Source organism: Myxococcus sp. CA040A (assembly GCF_013336725.1).
Lineage (GTDB): Bacteria > Myxococcota > Myxococcia > Myxococcales > Myxococcaceae > Myxococcus > Myxococcus llanfairpwllgwyngyllgogerychwyrndrobwllllantysiliogogogochensis.
In genome coordinates, this window is the sequence record NZ_JABUMR010000015.1 from 45,995 (window position 1) to 62,410 (window position 16,416).

Annotated in this window: 9 protein-coding genes; 2 read left to right on the top strand and 7 right to left on the bottom strand. The window is 68.7% G+C overall.

The features are described from left to right. Positions 1–13: 13 nt before the first annotated feature. Positions 14–775: a murein L,D-transpeptidase family protein gene (locus HUA75_RS41980; protein WP_174489632.1), complete on the top strand. Its 762-nt coding sequence runs from the start codon at positions 14–16 to the stop codon at positions 773–775. Between the two features lie 21 nt (positions 776–796). Here HUA75_RS41980 and HUA75_RS41985 read toward each other — a convergent pair whose 3' ends face one another. The 3 genes from HUA75_RS41985 to HUA75_RS41995 all read right to left on the bottom strand — a co-directional run bounded on the left by HUA75_RS41985 (position 797) and on the right by HUA75_RS41995 (position 4,586). Beyond that, positions 797–1,621: a matrixin family metalloprotease gene (locus tag HUA75_RS41985; protein ID WP_141646938.1), complete on the bottom strand. Its 825-nt coding sequence runs from the start codon at positions 1,619–1,621 to the stop codon at positions 797–799. Between the two features lie 86 nt (positions 1,622–1,707). After that, complete coding sequence (locus HUA75_RS41990) at positions 1,708–3,162, bottom strand: SPFH domain-containing protein (RefSeq protein ID WP_254628058.1); 1,455 nt, start codon at positions 3,160–3,162, stop codon at positions 1,708–1,710. 65 nt (positions 3,163–3,227) lie between these two features. After that, positions 3,228–4,586: an OmpA family protein gene (locus HUA75_RS41995; protein WP_174489634.1), complete on the bottom strand. Its 1,359-nt coding sequence runs from the start codon at positions 4,584–4,586 to the stop codon at positions 3,228–3,230. 195 nt (positions 4,587–4,781) lie between these two features. Between HUA75_RS41995 and HUA75_RS42000 the strand changes: the two genes are divergently transcribed. Then, entirely contained in the window at positions 4,782–6,416 is a 1,635-nt protein-coding gene (locus tag HUA75_RS42000) for a fumarate hydratase (protein ID WP_174489635.1), read from the top strand. A 227-nt stretch (positions 6,417–6,643) separates the two neighbouring features. On the opposite strand, the gene HUA75_RS42005 is transcribed toward HUA75_RS42000, so the two are convergent. The 4 genes from HUA75_RS42005 to HUA75_RS42020 all read right to left on the bottom strand — a co-directional run bounded on the left by HUA75_RS42005 (position 6,644) and on the right by HUA75_RS42020 (position 16,327). Continuing rightward, positions 6,644–10,084: an HYR domain-containing protein gene (locus HUA75_RS42005; RefSeq protein WP_174489636.1), complete on the bottom strand. Its 3,441-nt coding sequence runs from the start codon at positions 10,082–10,084 to the stop codon at positions 6,644–6,646. Positions 10,085–10,306: 222 nt separating this feature from the next. Continuing rightward, positions 10,307–10,528, bottom strand: coding sequence for a hypothetical protein (locus tag HUA75_RS42010; RefSeq protein ID WP_141648779.1), 222 nt, complete (start codon positions 10,526–10,528; stop codon positions 10,307–10,309). A gap of 145 nt (positions 10,529–10,673) precedes the next feature. Further along, the gene (locus HUA75_RS42015) at positions 10,674–12,803 is read right to left on the bottom strand and encodes a M13 family metallopeptidase (protein ID WP_174489637.1); all 2,130 of its coding nucleotides are present in this window, start codon (positions 12,801–12,803) and stop codon (positions 10,674–10,676) included. Between the two features lie 206 nt (positions 12,804–13,009). Continuing rightward, positions 13,010–16,327, bottom strand: a complete 3,318-nt coding sequence (locus tag HUA75_RS42020) for a C45 family autoproteolytic acyltransferase/hydolase (protein ID WP_174489638.1) — start codon at positions 16,325–16,327, stop codon at positions 13,010–13,012. Positions 16,328–16,416 lie beyond the last annotated feature (89 nt).

The following is a 16,416-nucleotide window of genomic DNA, read 5'->3' on the forward strand; positions in this document are numbered from 1 at the left end:
AGTCCAACGCGCGATGAAGACCTCCCTCGCACTCGTCGCCGGCCTCCTTGGCGCCTTTCTCTCCCTGAGCGCCCACGCAGGGGACCGCGTCGCCACCGCTCGCGCCTCGCGGATGAAGGACGTCACGGCCCTCTTCGCCACCGCCGGGACACCCTGGCCCACGGACCAGCTCTATGTCCGGGCCTTCAAGCACGAAAAGGAGCTGGAGATCTGGGCGGGGCCCAAGGAGGGTCCGCTGGTGAAGGTGAAGACGTACCCCTTCTGCGCCGCCTCGGGAGAGCTGGGGCCCAAGCGTCGCGAGGGCGACCTCCAGGTCCCGGAAGGGTTCTACACGCTCGACCTCTTCAACCCGGTGAGCAACTTCCACCTCTCCGTGCGGGTCAGCTATCCCAACACGGCGGACAAGCACCACCAGAAGCCGGGCGTCCGGCTGGGCGGCAACATCTTCGTGCATGGCAACTGCGTGAGCATTGGGTGCATCGCCATCGAGGATGGCCCCATCGAGGAACTCTACCTCATGGCGCTGGACACGCGCGCCCGGACGAAGCGGGACGCGCCCATCCACATCTTCCCGCGCAGGCTCGACGCGGCGGGGATGGCGGCGCTGGAGAAGCAGGCAGGCGCGGACACCTCGCTGGTGTCGTTCTGGAAGAGCCTCCAGCCCGCGTACACCCTCTTCGAGGAGAGCCGACAGGTGCCTCGCACCTCGGTCGTCGCGAAGACGGGTGCCTATGTCGTGACACCCGCGACGAAGGCCCCTCGCGCGGGACGATGACCACGCGAAGGGCCCGGCACGTCAGAGCGGATACAGGAACCCCACCGCCGTCTCGTCCTGGGCGCTCAACACCAGGTCTCCCGCCGTCACACCGCACGAGTAATTGACCATCACCGAGTTGGGATCCGGGGTCTCCGTCAGCATGCACGTGCCCGTGGTCCGCGGACAGAGCACGCTGCCCGGCTCATGCACGAAGCCCAGCACATGCCCCAGCTCGTGCCGCAGGAGGCCCCTGAGCGTCAAAGGGGCGATGTTCCCGAACGCGGTGTTGTCGATGAGCAGGCTCCGCGCGGAGCGGGCCGCATTCGGGAAGAACGCGCGGGCCAGATACTGGCCGCCCGTGTTGACCGGACGGATGTCGAAGACGACGCCCTCCTGAGAGGCGATGCAGGCCCCGTCGAGCGAGCTCTCGTGGATGAAGTTCACGCCCGCCACGGCTTCCCACGCCTTCGCCGCGCTGCTCATCGCCGCGATGACGTCGGCCTGGCGCGTGCCGAAAGACCTGCTGACGCAGTACCGCAAGTCGCGCACCGCCGTGGCGCCCCACATGACGAGGACGCCATTGGGGCACCCCACGGCCAGCGCGTCCTCGCGAGTCCCCAGTCCGTCCCGTCGCACGTAACGGTCGTGGTACGCGCGCAGCGCCGTGTCGCCGTCGAACGCCAGGTCCGGCGGCACGACATAGACGTTCGAGTCGGGCTCCCGGTATGCCCTCGACTTGAACTCCTCGAAGGCCGCATCGGAGGTGCCTGCCGGCGCACCTGCCGGCTCCTGTTCGACGCTCCCGCATGCCGAGAGCAGGACGGACACTCCGAGACACAACCCCACGAAACGGACACTGCGCATGACTCCCCCTTTGACGGCTCCCAAAGCCGCCCAACCAGAAATAATAGCAAATCTGGAAGGTGACCTGGGAGCCGGGGGGCTGAACTTCAATCCGGCGTGGGGTGCTCTTCTTCCGGCGTGGGGGTGGGGGCACCAGGCGGCGGAGACGCGGGCGGCTCCGTCTTCAAGACATTCACCAGGGCCATCATCTGGGCCACCAGGGTGGTCAGTCCCTGGCCGTCCTGCGCGCCGCCGGCGCCGCCGATGGACACCGAGCGCAGCTCGCGAGGCTGCGGCAGCTTCTCCGCGATGGCGGGCAGCAACTCCACCAGCCGCGCCTGCACGTTGGACGCACTCAGCCCGTTGAGGATCTGCTGGCGCAGCTCCAGGTGCTCCAGCTCGACCCGGGCCTGACGGTTGGCCGCGGCGCGCTCCACGTCGTGAGCGTCCGTGCTCGCCAGCGCGGTGCGCTTGAGCCTTGCCGCCTCCACCTCCTGGTGCAGTCGCGCCAGCTCCGCCTCACCTGCCAGCCGGGCCTTCTCCAGCTCCGCGGCCTGGAGCACCGTCTGCTGCCGCTCCGTGGCCAGCTTGCGCGCGTCCTCTTCCTCGCGATGCTGTCGCCGCTGCCGCTCGGACTGCTCGCGGTCGTACGCCTGCGCGTCCTTGCTCGCCCGGAGCGCGGACAGCTCGCCATCGCTCTCCAGTTGCATGCGCTCGCGCGTCTGCTCCACCTCCAGCTCACGCTGGGCCAGCGACTCCTCCTTCCCCAACGACGCCAGCCGGGCGATGCGCTCCTGCTCGGCGCGGAACGGCGTCTGGAGGCTCTCCCACAGGCGCGCGGAGCTGACCACGGCCTCCTTGATTTGCACCGTGACGATGCGCAGCCCCAGGCCCTTGTCGGTGCCTCCGCCGCCCTCCGCCACGTGCCGCAACCGGGCCGTGAGTTCCTCGATGATGGGCTGCTTGTCGGACAGCACCGCGTCGATGCTCATGGTGGCCACCTTGTCCTTGATGGCCGCCTCCGCCTGCTCGCGCAGCTGCACGTTCACCACGCGCATCGGGTCCTCCACGTCGGTGAAGTCCAGCTTGCGGTAGGCCGTGCCGAAGTCCTCGATGATCCACTGCACGTAGCCCTGCACCAACAGGCCCTGCAGCTCGCGGCAGATGCAGTGCGCGTTGATGAGGATGGTCTGCATCGCGCCCGGCACCACCAGGAACGAGTCCTTCGAGGGGTCATAGGCGAACGACACCCCCAGGCCGAGCGTCAGCGGCTGCGCATGCCCACGGCGCGTCTGCACCACGTAGGCATTGGGCGGGACGACGACCGTCTTCCAGCGCCAGAAGCCGGTGATGCGCACGTCCACCGCATTCCCCGGGCTCGCACCACCACCTCCTCCTCCTCCGCCCCCTCCTCCGGGCGACGCCGGGCGGGACGCGCTCGCCGCAGCCATGGCGATGCCGCCCACCATCTGCTTGCGGGCCCGCAGGTCCACCTCCAGGCGCTGCTGCTGCTCCCGCACCTGGTCGAGATACGCGTTCTTCACCGGCTCCTGGGACGACATGGACGCTCCCCCTGAAAAGGGGCCCATCCAAGCACACGTCAGGAGCCCCGAGGAGGCGGGGGGCGCTACTTGCCCTTCACCAGCAGGATGTCCACGCGGCGGTTCAGCTCGCGCCCGCGCGGAATCAGGTTGGGGGCCTTGGGACGGGTATCGCCCAGGCCGGAGGCGTCGATGCGCGACGGGCTCAGGCCCGCCTTCACCAGCAGGTCCGCCACGGCCTTGGCGCGCGACTCGGAGAGCGCCTGTCGCGCCGTCGCCGGAGCCTCGCGGTTGTCCGTGTGTCCCTCCAGGCGCAGCCGCAGCGTCTCGTCCCGCACCAGCAGGTCCACCAGCAGGGCCAGGCCCTCCGTGGAGTCCTTGCGCGGCGCGGCCTGCTTCTCCGCGAAGCGCGGGGGCTTGGGCAGCTCCACGCGCTCGTTCTTCACCTGCGGCTGCTTCGCCTTCTGAGCGGGCGCGGGCGCCAGCACGAAGGCCACCGAGGCCTCGCGATCGCGGCTCACCTTCACCTGACGCGTCTGGGCCAGGAACCCCTTGGAGAGCACATCCACCGTGTACTCACCCGGGGGCAGCATCACCGGCACCGGCTTGCGCGCGTTCTTGTCGAGGAGGACCTGCTGCGGCGCGCCCTTGCCCCGGACATACGCCGTGGCGGCCACGGGCTTCTTGCCCGCGAGCACCTTCAGCAGCAGCCGCCCCGGCGCCACCGGGCCCTGCTCCGGAGATTCCCGGGGCTTCGTCCCCGCGACTGGCGGCGCGGTGACAGGAGGCGCCGTCACGGGCGGCGCGGTGACAGGCGGCGTCACCTGCGCCACGGCGATGGGCGGCGCACCCGCGTCCTGGCCTTCCACCAGCGTGGCGTCCGCGAGCGGCGCGGTCATCTCCGCCGATACATCGTGCGACAGCTTCAGCTTCAGCCGAGGGTCGGGCGCGGTGGGGTTGATGCCGGGAATCACCTTCACCCGCATCCGCAGCCCCTTCTGCGCCTGGAACGTGACGGAGGCCGTCATCTTCCAGAGGAAGCCGCTCTCCTCGCTGAAGAGGTTCCACGCGTCGTTGTTCGTATAGGTGACGCGCGACACCAGCGTGTAGGAGCCCTCCTCCACCTTCAGCGACGCGAGGCGATGGATGCCCGGGCCGGAGATGACGTCCAGCCCCGGTACCGCGAGGGGTTGGCCGTTGAGGATGAAGTCCACCTCCAGCAGCTTGTAGGCCCGCGCGGTTCCCGCGCCCGGGAGCCCTTCGTAGGTGATGACGACCTCTGGAGGAGGCGTCTTGACCAGGGCCTGGAGCTGACGGTCCAGGTCCTCGCGGGCCCGCTGCTCGACGGTGGACGGTTCAGCCGCGCGAGCCGTGGCGCCGACGAGGGCCAGGATGCAGAGCCACAGTGCTTGTACGGAGGAATAAGCCACGGGGGTCCACAGCATCGCACAACCTGGGCCTGCCGCGAGTTGTCAGCCGGGCGGGCTGACCACCAGCCGACCGTCGGCCCCCCTCCCCTCACTCCAGGTCCCGGCCGGACAGGGGCCTGGGGTGTGGCCCGGTCCACGTTTTTGGCTCCCATCCCGCCGCCAAGGGCGCTACTCCTGGGCGCCGAAGACTCCCCCGAAGAGGCGCGCGCGATGAACGACTTCCAGTTCCAGGAAATGCTCCCGCTGGGCAAGGACGAGACGCCCTACCGATTGCTCACGAAGGACCACGTCTCCACCTTCGAGGCCGGCGGACGCACCTTCCTCCAGGTCGCCCCCGAAGCGCTCACCCTGCTGACCCGGGAGGCCATGCGGGACATCGCGCACCTCCTGCGCCCCGGCCACCTGGGCCAGCTTTCGAAGATCCTCCAGGACCCGGAGGCGTCCGCGAATGACCGCTTCGTCGCGCTGGAGCTGCTGAAGAACGCGAACATCGCCGCCGGTGGCGTGCTGCCGTCCTGCCAGGACACGGGCACCGCCATCATCATGGGCAAGAAGGGCCAGCACGTCCTCACCGACGGCCATGACGAGGAGGCCCTCTCCCGCGGCGTCTTCGAGACGTATCGCACGTCCAACCTGCGCTACTCGCAGATGGCGGCGCTGGACATGTACAAGGAGGCCAACACCGGCAACAACCTGCCCGCGCAGATCGAGCTCTACGCGACGGGCGGCGACGCCTACAAGTTCCTGTTCATGGCCAAGGGCGGCGGCTCGGCCAACAAGAGCTATCTGTTCCAGGAGACCAAGGCGCTGCTCAACCCGACGAGCCTCCTGGCCTTCCTCGACGCGAAGATCCGCTCGCTGGGCACCGCGGCGTGTCCTCCGTACCACCTGGCCATCGTCGTGGGCGGCACGTCCGCGGAGTTCGCGCTGAAGACGGCCAAGTACGCCTCCGCGCGCTACCTGGACACGCTGCCCACCGAGGGCAACGCGCTGGGCCGGGGCTTCCGCGACGTGGCGCTGGAGCAGGAGGTGCTGAAGCTCACGCAGCGCATGGGCATTGGCGCCCAGTTCGGCGGCAAGTACTTCTGCCACGACGTGCGCGTCATCCGGCTGCCGCGCCACGGCGCCTCGTGCCCGGTGGCCATCGCCGTGTCGTGTTCGGCGGACCGGCAGGTGCTCGGCAAGATTACGCGCGACGGTGTCTTCCTGGAGCAGTTGGAGGCGGACCCGGCGAAGTACCTGCCGGAGACGACAGAGGCGGACCTGGCCGGCGAGGTGGTGAAGCTGGACCTCAACCGTCCGATGAACGAGCTGCGCGCGGAGCTGTCGCGCTACCCCATCAAGACGCGCGTGTCGCTCACCGGCCCCATGGTGGTGGCGCGCGACATCGCCCACGCGAAGCTCAAGGAGCGGTTGGACCGGGGCGAGGGCATGCCGCAGTACCTGAAGGACCGCATGGTCTACTACGCGGGCCCGGCGAAGACGCCGGAAGGGTATGCCTCCGGCTCGTTCGGTCCGACGACGGCCGGCCGCATGGACGCGTACGTGGACCAGTTCCAGGCGGAGGGCGGCAGCTTCGTGATGCTGGCCAAGGGCAACCGCTCCCAGGCCGTCACCGACGCGTGCAAGAAGCACGGCGGCTTCTACCTGGGCTCCATTGGCGGCCCGGCGGCCCGGCTGGCCAAGGACTGCATCACCAAAGTGGAGGTGCTGGAGTACGAGGAGCTGGGCATGGAGGCCGTGTGGAAGATTGAAGTGGTCGACTTCCCGGCCTTCATCGTGGTGGACGACAAGGGCAACGACTTCTTCGCCCACCTCAACAAGCCCTCCGCGAAGAAGGGCTGAGGGCACGCCATGCCGGCCGAGGTGCGAACACCGGCGGCGCGCTCGCGCCCGCGCTCGGGCTGTATCGCAAGCACGGCTTCGTGACGACGCGCCTGGGAGGCGAAGTGTCGCGCGAGACGGGCTACGAGCGCGCGGATATCGAGATGGAGTGGCGGAACGAGCCGGCGAGTTCCCTCCCCCGCGCGTGACTCACACCGCCACGCGCGGGACCTCTCATCGGAGGGAGTTCAGCGCCGCCGCCGGGAGAGCGCGGGGAGCAGCAGGAGCGTGAGCCCGAAGAGGAGCTGCCCGCCACCACCTCCGCAGCCACAGGAGGAGGACTCGACGGCGGGTGGCATCGGCGTGACGCCTGCGTCCACCGTTCCGCCTGCGTCTCGCCCGGCATCAGCCGACCCACCCGAGCCGCCGTCGCCCGGACCGCCGTCCACGAGGCCACCGCCGTCCACGGGCCCAGCGTCGTTGGGACCGGCATCAGGAGCAGGCTGCTCGGAGACGAGCACCGAGAACTGGCAGAAGGAGCGGTGACCGGCGCGGTCCGTCGCCGAGGCCTCGACAACGGTGAAGCCTGTCGGGAAGACCGCGCCCGAAGGCGGGGTGGTGACCACCACGGGAGCCGGGTCCACCGCGTCGGTGGCCGTCACGGAGAACTCGACGGGCGTTGCCTCCGTGCCCTGCACCTGCCCCGGACACGTCACCACGGGGGGCGAGGTGTCGCGCGGGAGTGTCACGCGCTCGACGGCCGTGCCGCCCTCGGAGGTGGCGGAGCAGGTGAACACCTGCCCCAGCGTGTCCACCGTCAAGACCACGCTGTCACAGCCGCTCGTATTGCTCACGGGGGTGTCCGTGTCCGTGACGGACCAGGTGAGGGTGACATCACTCACATAGAAGCCGTTCTTCCCGAGAGTCCCCGTCACGGTCGGCTTGATGACCGGCGGCGTGACATCCACATCCACCGCGAACGGCTCGCGGCCGACGTCGGGATGGCTCGCAGCGACGAGCAGAGAGCCCGCGACGTACACGGGCGCGGACGGCGACGAGGGCATCAGGCCCGGTGAGAAGTCGGCGACCAGGAGGGGCGCGGTCGCGCCTGCGGGCAGCGAGCACAGCTCCAGCCCCACGAGCCCATCCGGATCACAGTCCAGGAACACCGTGTCCTCGAGGGTCGTCAGCCACGTCGTGCCATGGACGGCGCCCAGTCGCGTGGTGCCCTCGGGAGTGCCGTTCGTCCTCACCAGCTCGCGGCCCGCCCCCGTCTGGATGAGCAGGACCGCCCCTCCGGACTGCCGCGTGGCGGCCAGCAGCCGCGTGTCCGCGGCCCCGGGCTCGAAGTCACCCAACCGGCGAGCCCCGGCCTCATCGAGCACCCACACCTCACGCCCATTCGTGGCATCCCGGGCGGTGAAGAACAGCCACGGCCCCACGCCGTGAAGGTCGTTCGGCGACGTGTTCTCCGTCCCCGACACCAGCGTCGTCCCCGCGGCCGTCCCGTCGCTCGCGGCGAGCGAGGTGGTGTCGGCGATGAACGCCACCTTGTTGCCATAGGCGACCGGGCGGCTGGCGGTGAACGTCGCCATCCGCGCCACCCCTCCCGCGTTGAGCGTCCCATCCGTGCGGTACAGGTGATAGGCGCTCGCGGTGGAGCTGTACTGGCGGAAATAGACCCGCGCTCCGGAGGTGACGAAGTCGGACGGGGAGCTACTCAGGGTCTGCAGCGCGGACGTCCCGTTCACCGTTCCGTCGCTCACCGCCAGCTCATGACCCGAAGGGCTCTTGCTTCGGCCCACGATGACCTTGGAGCCCAACCGGGCGATGCTGGTGGCATTGGTGAGGTACACCGTTTGGTTGCGCACACCTCGGTTGGCATACAAGGTGTACCTGTCGTGGAAGACGAGCGTGTCGCCCATCTGCTCGAGCTTGTAGAACTCCGGGGTGCTGACCGAGAACACGCTGAGCAGAACGTGCGTGCCCGGACTCGTGCCATCGGTGCGCAGCAGCTCGATATGCTGATCGGTCGGGCTCGCGCTGAAGTACACGGACGTCCCATCCCCATTCAGGGTCCAGCTCCCGGGAGCCGAGCTCCTGTTGGGCACGGTCCAGACCCTCGTCACGGGCCGCTCCGGCGCCCCCTCGGGAAAGACACGGAATAAGGCCTCGCCCTCCTCCTCGGTGAACGCCACCATCGCCGTGGACGACGACACGACCGCGTCCGGACTCCCAGTGGACACGCGTGACGTGCCCGCGACGGACCCATCCGTCCGCCACAGCGAGACGGCTCCCCCTTGCGGCGTGCCAGTGAACAGCAACTGTCCCGCGCCGGGATGGAGGGCGGCGAGCACCGTGCCGTCCGCGCCCGGGCTGAGGTCGGCCACCATCACCGTCCCCTGCTCCGTGCCGTCCGAGACCCAGAGTTCCTGACCCGTCAGTCCGTCGCTCGCGGTGAAGTAGAACAGCCCTCCGACCTGGGCGCTCAGGATGTTCGTGGGAAGCTCGGCGAAGCGCCGCACCACGCGAGGCGCCGCCGTGCCATTCCAGGCGAACAGCGCGGGACCCGTCGAGTCGGCGGCGACATAGACAAACTCCCCTCCCAGCCAACCCACCACCCCTCCCATCCGCACAAGCGACTGCGCCGAGCGCGTTCCCGCCGAGGTGCCGTCGGTGCGCCAGAGCGCGGAGCCCGTGCCGACGGGGACCACGAAGGACCCCAGCGTCCCGCTCGGGTTCACGGCGTGAATCCACGTGGACGTGCTCGAGGACAAGATGGAGGCAATCACCTGGGTGCCACCGGAGGTGCCATTCGACGCCTTCAACGAGAGGGTGAAGGTGCCATTGCTTCCCGACGAGGTGCTGAACAGCGTCCGTCCACCCACCACCAGGTTCGGCCCCCCGGACGAGGTCGTGACGAACCGGGTGCCCGCGGTGGTGCCATCCGTCACGTAGCGATCGCTGACCGGGTTCGCGGAGTACCCCGAGGAGAACCAGAGCTTCCCCACGGTGACGAACGGTCGGACCACGCGGGGATGCGAGGACTGGTCGACCGCGTAGACGCGCCAGGTTCCGGCGGCGGTCCCATCCGTCCTCCACAGCTCGTTGTACGAACCGAGGTAGAGCGCGCCATCGAACTCGACGAGGCCAATGGCTCTGTCGGAGAGTCCCTGCGCGCCGGGGGTCGTATCCGCGATGAGGCGGGTCCCCTCCGGAGTGCCGTCGGTCATCCAAGGCTCGATGCCGTGCACACCATCATTCGCCATGAAGTAGAGCGACGTGCCCCAGACATACGCGCCACGAAGCTCCGGGCTCGCGCCACCGGGCCGGATGTCCAACAAGAGCTGGGTGCCCGCGGGCGTTCCATCGGTCGTCCAGAGTTCCTCGCCGTGAACGCCGTCATCCGCTCGGAAGAGGAGCTTGCCTCCCAGCATGGCGACGAAATCGGGGGTCGATGAGCTCAGTCCGGGATGGATGTCCTTGACCAACCAGGATCGGCCTTCGGCCGTGTTCGCGGCCCACAGCTCGTTGCCCGCCTGCGTGCTCAACGCGAAGAAGACGGTGTCGCCCGACATGGCGAGCACGCGCGCATTCGTGGCGTTCGTTCGTGGTTCGGGGTTGAGGTCCGCGATCAATCGCGGCGGCGCCGCCAGAAGACAGAGCGTCAACAGACTGCTGACAATCATGGGTGTACCTTCAGGGGTGTGGTGCGTCCAGGGATGCGGGCGCGCGCAGATGCACCTCGCTTGCCCCGTTAGACGACACCCGCCCTCCCCTGGTGGCTCATTCCCGCCACGAGACGAGGCCCACCGACCACGCCCCTGCGTCCCGAGAACCTCGTCCCAGGACGAGCCCTCAAGGGACCATTGCGGAAAACCCTTGCGAAAGAGGCGTGACGCGGGGCGCCCTCACGCGCGCGGCGGCGCTTCTTCCACCGGCACGGCCACGGGGACCTTCTTCTTCGGGATGATGCCGCGACGGGGGCCCTTGAGGGCCACGCCCAGCAGCATGCTCGCGGGGAGCATCATCCCCAATCCTTGCGTGAGGTTGTCGGGAGGATGAACGACAGCCCCCAACACCAGCGCGGAGAACAACAGACCACAGACCAGTCGAAGCAACAGGGAGCTCACGCGAGGAACCTCGGTGACGGGGTGCCCCAGCGTAAACATCCCAGAGGCCCTGTCCAGGCGGCCTCATGGGGCCCTTCAGGGTGGGGCCGAGCAAGCGCCCCACCCTGTCCCACCGCCCACGTCGGACGGTGGGATCGTCAGGGAGCTACCAGATCTTCACGCGCTTCTCGGGGGCGAGCCAGCCGGCGTCGCCTTCCTTCACGCCGAACGCCTCGTAGAACTCCGCCATGTTCCGCACCACGCCGTTGACGCGGTACTGCGGCGGCGAGTGGGTGTCGGTGAGCAGCATCTGCCGCATGGCGTCGTCGCGGTACAGGCCACGCCAGACCTGCGCCCAGCCGAGGAAGAAGCGCTGGGGGCCGGTGAAGCCGGCGATGGACGGCGCCGCCTTGCCCTGGAGGGACATGTTGTACGCCTTGTAGGCGACCGCGAGGCCGCTCAGGTCGCCGATGTTCTCGCCCAGGGTCAGCTCGCCGTTGACGTTCATCGACTCCAGCGGGCTGAAGCCAGCGTACTGGGCCACCAGCACGGACGTGCGCTGCTTGAAGCCGGCCTGGTCCTTCTCCGTCCACCAGTTGCGCAGGTTGCCGTCGCCATCCGAGCGGCTGCCCTGGTCATCGAAGCCGTGGCTGATTTCGTGGCCAATCACCGCGCCGATGGCGCCGTAGTTCGTCGCGTCGTCCGCGTCCGGGTTGAAGAACGGCGGCTGGAGGATGGCGGCCGGGAAGACAATCTCGTTCATCGTGGAGCTGTAGTAGGCATTCACCATCTGCGGCGGCATGCCCCACTCCTCGCGGTCGATGGGCTTGCCCAGCTTGTCCACCATCCGCTGGAAGTCGAATGCCTCACCGCGACGGACGTTGCCCAGCAGGTCGCCCGCGACGATCTCCAGGCGCGAGTAGTCCCGCCACTTGTCCGGGTAGCCGATCTTCACGTTGAACTTGGACAGCTTCGCCTGGGCCTGCGCCTTCGTCTCGGCGCTCATCCAGTCCAGCCCGTCGATGCCCTGACGGAAGGCCTCACGCAGGTTGTTGACCAGCTCCACCATGCGCTGCTTCGACGCGGGGCTGAAGTGGCGCTCCACGTAGAGCTGGCCCACGGCCTCGCCCAGCGAGTCCTCCACCGCCGACACGCCGCGCTTCCAGCGCGGACGGTTCTCCTGAAGGCCCTGCAGCGTCTTGCCGTAGAACTCGAACGAGGCCTGCTCGAAGGGGCTCGACAGCATCGGCGCGCGGCCGGCCAGCACCTTGAACGTCAGGTACTGCTTGAGCACGGGCAGCGGCGTCGTCTTGACGAGACCCGCCAGGGCCTCGAAGTACGTCGGCTGACGGACGATGACGGCGGGCGTCGCCTGGGCACCCGCGGCCTTGAAGAAGCGCGTCCACGAGAAGCCGGGCGTGAGCGCCTCCGCCTCCTTGACGCTCTTGAGGTTGTAGGTGGCCTCGCGGTCCCGGCTCTTCACCCGGTCCCAGCTCTTGTCGGCCAGCGTCGTCTCGAGCGCGAGGATGGCCTCGGCCGCCTTCTTCGCGTCCTTCTCACCAGCCAGCGTGAAGAGCTTCTCGATGTACGCCACGTAGGCGGCGCGAATCTCGATGAAGCGCGGCTCCTGCTTGGAATAGTAGTCCCGGTCCGGCAGGCCCAGGCCGCTCTGGCTGACGTACGCGATGTAGCGCGTGGCCTGCTTCTGGTCCTGGCCCACGAAGAAGGCGAAGGGCGTCTGGATGCCGCTGCGCTGGAGCTCCGCGAACAGCTCCGGCAGCTGCGCCTTGTCCTTCAGGCCCTTCACCCGCGCGAGCTCCTGGGCAATCGGCTTCACGCCGAGCGACTCGATGCGCTCGGTGTCCATGAAGCTGTTGTACAGGTCGCCCACCTTCTGCGCGGTGGAGCCCGGCGCGCGCTCCTTCGCGGTGGCGGACTCCTCGATGATGGCGCGCAGGGCCAGCTCGGACTTGTCCGCCAGCTCGATGAACGAGCCATAGCGGGCGCGGTCCGCGGGGATGGGCGTGTTCTTCAGCCAGGTCCCGTTGACGAACCGGTAGAAGTCATCCTGGGGACGGATGCCTCGGTCCAGGTTCTTCAGCTCGACGCCGAGCGCGCGAACCGCCTCCTCCGACACGGCCTCCGCGACGGGCGCGGGCGTGGACGCGGAGGCGGCGGGAGGCGGAGTTGCCTCGGTGGGCGCGGGCTGCGGCGCGCTGGCGCAGCCGGTCAGCAACAGGGTTCCGAGGGCACTGGTCGCCCAGGCTCGGTGGGCAATGGACTTCTTGGGGCTCATGAGGTTCCGAGAGGAAAAAGGGACGGGGGATGCTGCCGGACCCGAGTGGTCGTCGTCCATCCGGGCAGGCAGGAAAAACACCCGCGCGCCCGCCCTATTCCTCAGGGAGTCCCCCGCCCTGGCTGCAATTTCGTGGAAACAGCCGTTTCCGGCCCCGCCCCCGTTCAGGAGGCGAGGCCGCGAGCGCCCACTCCCGCCTCAGGCGCTCAGCGCTGGCCCATGACGGGCGCGGGCACCGAGGTGGCGGGGGCGGGCACCGGGGGCGCGACGGGCGCGGGAGCCGGCGTCACCGTCACGTCCTGCGACAGGGCCTCCAGGTCATGGAAGCCCTTCGTCGTCACGTCGCCGTTCCGGAACAGGGCCCAGCCCTGGAGGTTGCGCTGGTAGGTCCGCGTCATGTGCCACAGTTGGATGCCGCTGTTGGCGACGAAGAGGTACAGGGCGCGCTTGGGGTTCCAGGGGTTGGGCAGGGCCAGGGCGATGCCGTCATCCGGGCGGCCATACGTCTTGCCCTGCCAGCGGAAGAAGCGGCGGCCCAGCTCCACGGGGAGCTTCTTCTCCTGGGCCAGCCGGGCAAGCAGCGCGTTGTCCTCCGCCCCGCCGAAGACGACCAGGTCGCGATCCGCCAGCTGCGCGTCCGTCACCTCGAAGTCCGGCGCCACGGGGACCAGCCGCTCGGTGAAGACATCCGCCAGCGACTCGCGGTAGCCCAGCACCAGCGTGCGCATGGACTCCGTCTGCCGGGCGGTGCCGTGCACCATGAGCAGCTTCTCCCAGGCATCCGTCTGGTTGGCCAGGACCTGGTAGCGCTCGCGCGGCACCGGAAGGTCATTGCCCGCGTTGAAGACGACGCGCACGGGCGCCTCCTTGGTGCGCAGGACGAACGTCTCGCTCGCGGTGCCCTTCACCTCCACGCGCTCCAGCGTGGAGCCCTTCGCCGTGTGCACCTCCACCAGCGTGACGAAGTGCCAGGGCTTCGGGCCGGGCTGCTCCACCTTGAGCGTCACCTCATAGCCGTCCTTCACCTGCGCGGCGGTGGCGCGGAAGCGCGGCTGCGGCAGGCCGGTGCGCTCCAGCCACTGGCCGACGAAGGAGCCCACGTCCTTGCCCACCGCCTCCTGCGCGGTGCGCTTGAAGTCCGCGGTGGAGATGTCCTTGTTCGCGTAGCGCGCGTGGACGGCGTTCATCACCTTGGAGAAGTCCGCGTTGCCCAACAGCAGGCGCAGCTGGTGCAGCGCGAAGGTGCCCTTGATGCGCGGCACCAGATAGGTGCCATAGCGGCCGTACTCCGTCTTGACGGAGGCGGGCAGCACGTCCGCCTCGCGCGAGGTGGTGAAGAGGTAGCGGTCATTCAGGTCCGCGAGCACGTCGCGCTGCGCGTCGAAGGCCTTGTCCTGCTTGTCCTCGTGGGCCGACACGTCGCGCAAGAGCTTCCAGTACGCGGACGTGCCGCTGATGAGCCAGTTCTCCCCGTCCGACGCGGGGAACAGGGTGTTGGCCCACAGGAGCGACTTGTCGAAGCCGACCGCGTCCTTCACCCGGGAGAAGTCCCGCTTGGCGGCCTGGGGCTCCTCGGGCGCCTTCCACGTCTTGCGCGCCTCCTTCAATTTGGCGGCGACGTAGATGGGGCTGAACGTCGTGTAGCCCAGCGACAGGTGCGGCGTGGCGCCGGGAAGGTCCGGCATGAAGCGGCTGCCAATCATCTTCTCGCGCAGCGTCGTCTTGCCGTAGTGGGCCAGGAACATCAGCTTCTCGGCCATCTCCGACGTGGTCACCTTGCCGTCGCACGCGTGCGGGCGGTTGATGGGGCTGGAGGCCATCATCCGCGTGGCGGAGTCCAGGTCGAACCCCTTCTTGCCGAACTTCGCGTAGTACTCCCAGAAGGCGATGTCGCGGTTCCAGGTATTGAAGGCCAGGTCCGCGGGCGCGTTGTCCGGGCTGGAGACGGACTCCTTGCGGACCTCCAAGTCGCGGTTGTTGTTGTTCGCCCAGATGAAGTCCTTGAGGTTGCCCGGCGTGTCGGAGGTGTTGCCCTTGCTGCCGGTGCGCCACAGCCGCGTCTTCTTCGTGCCGAGCAACAGACAGGCGCCCTCGTCCGTCTTCGTGTCCGCGAGCGTCCAGTCGTTGGTGTACAGGCCGTTGTTGTTGTCCTTCATGATGCGCGCGACGTCATCGATGGAGGACGCGTACTGCGCCGCCTTGCGGATGCGGTTGCTCTGCGGGGAGCCATTCAGGTCGAAAGGCGTCTGCCCCACCGTCGTCTCGCCGATGACAATGCCCGCGGAGTTGATGAACCAGTCCGCGCCGCTGTGGATGCCGCCCGGGAAGGTCTGCATCACGAAGCGGTGGCCCCGGGTGGGCTGCACGTCCAGCACCACGTCCCAGTGGACGCCGGTGTAGCCGTTCCACATGAAAATCTGCCCGATGATGGCGCGGCCGTCCTTCGTCGCGGACTTGGTGGCGACGAAGGAGGAGCAGTGGTCGCCCTTGCCTCCGCGCTCGGCCTCCTCGTCGGCCTTGAGGAAGGTGCGGCCGGACAGCGAGGTGGAGGTGGCGCGGTTGGCCTCCTCCAGTTGGCCCGCGTCCACGGCGGTGTTGAGCGTGACGATGTCGAGCACGTCCAGCTCGCGATCCTTGAACTTCGCGCCGGCCTTGTTCGCGCCGTCGGCGATGCCCTTCATCTCCTCCAGGTACTCGGCGTCGAACTTGCGCAGGAAGAGCGAGTCCGCGAGCAGCCGCTGGTGGCTCCATCCCTTGGCCGCATCCGTCTTGTCCTTCTGGATGCCGAGCTTCTCCATGTACCGGACGATTTCCTGCGAGGTCAGCTCACCGAACTGGACGCCGCGCTCGTAGGGCTCGCCCTCGATGTGGACGTAGATCCACCCGCCGTCGTCATAGCGGAAGCCCTTGCCCGCCCAGCGCACGGACTCCATCGGGACATACGCGGTGATGTCCTCCACGGGCTCCAGGCGGACATCGTCATACCAGACGGAGCCGGTGGCCTTGCCGTTGCGGCCCAGGTGGAGCTGCACGCGGTCCGAGGACTGGGTGGCGAAGAAGAGGACGGAGGCGCGGGTGCCGGCCTCACCGCCCGGGGCGGGTGCGCAGTTGGTGAAGGGGAAGCTCTTCATCGAGAAGCAGGCGCCGTGGGCCGTGGGATAGCGGGCCTGGGGGTCGACCTGGACGCCCTTGGTCCGCACCCAGGCGCTGAGCCGGTAGAGCTGGCCCACCTGGAGCTGGAGGTTCTCGGACTCGACGGTGGTCTCGCCACCGCCCTGAGGGCTCTCGATGAGCAGGCCGCGCGAGCCCTCCGCCTTGCCCTCGGCGCTGGAGGCCACCTTGCCAGGTCCCTGCGAGCGCCAGAACGCGGGCACCGAGGAGGACCCTCCGGCCACCTCGAAGTTTCCGTTCGGCACCGCCGAGGACTTGACGGGGGAGGCGGCCACGGCGGGCGCGGCCTGGAGCAGGCTCGCGGACAACAGCAGCACGCCGAGGAGCTTCGACGTCTGGGGGAGGTCGGTCATGTCGTTCCCTTCCCGAGCAGGGCGGGGCAACAGCTCGGGGAATCGGGGCGCATGACACTGCCGCGCGTTTCGAGCGTCAACCCTTCACG

Bases quoted from the DNA above. Each gene is read 5' to 3' on its own strand.
- HUA75_RS41980 (WP_174489632.1), top strand. From the start codon at position 14: ATGAAGACCTCCCTCGCACTCGTCGCCGGCCTCCTTGGCGCCTTTCTC.
- HUA75_RS41985 (WP_141646938.1), bottom strand. From the start codon at position 1,621: ATGCGCAGTGTCCGTTTCGTGGGGTTGTGTCTCGGAGTGTCCGTCCTG.
- HUA75_RS41990 (WP_254628058.1), bottom strand. From the start codon at position 3,162: ATGTCGTCCCAGGAGCCGGTGAAGAACGCGTATCTCGACCAGGTGCGG.
- HUA75_RS41995 (WP_174489634.1), bottom strand. From the start codon at position 4,586: ATGCTGTGGACCCCCGTGGCTTATTCCTCCGTACAAGCACTGTGGCTC.
- HUA75_RS42000 (WP_174489635.1), top strand. From the start codon at position 4,782: ATGAACGACTTCCAGTTCCAGGAAATGCTCCCGCTGGGCAAGGACGAG.
- HUA75_RS42005 (WP_174489636.1), bottom strand. From the start codon at position 10,084: ATGATTGTCAGCAGTCTGTTGACGCTCTGTCTTCTGGCGGCGCCGCCG.
- HUA75_RS42015 (WP_174489637.1), bottom strand. From the start codon at position 12,803: ATGAGCCCCAAGAAGTCCATTGCCCACCGAGCCTGGGCGACCAGTGCC.
- HUA75_RS42020 (WP_174489638.1), bottom strand. From the start codon at position 16,327: ATGACCGACCTCCCCCAGACGTCGAAGCTCCTCGGCGTGCTGCTGTTG.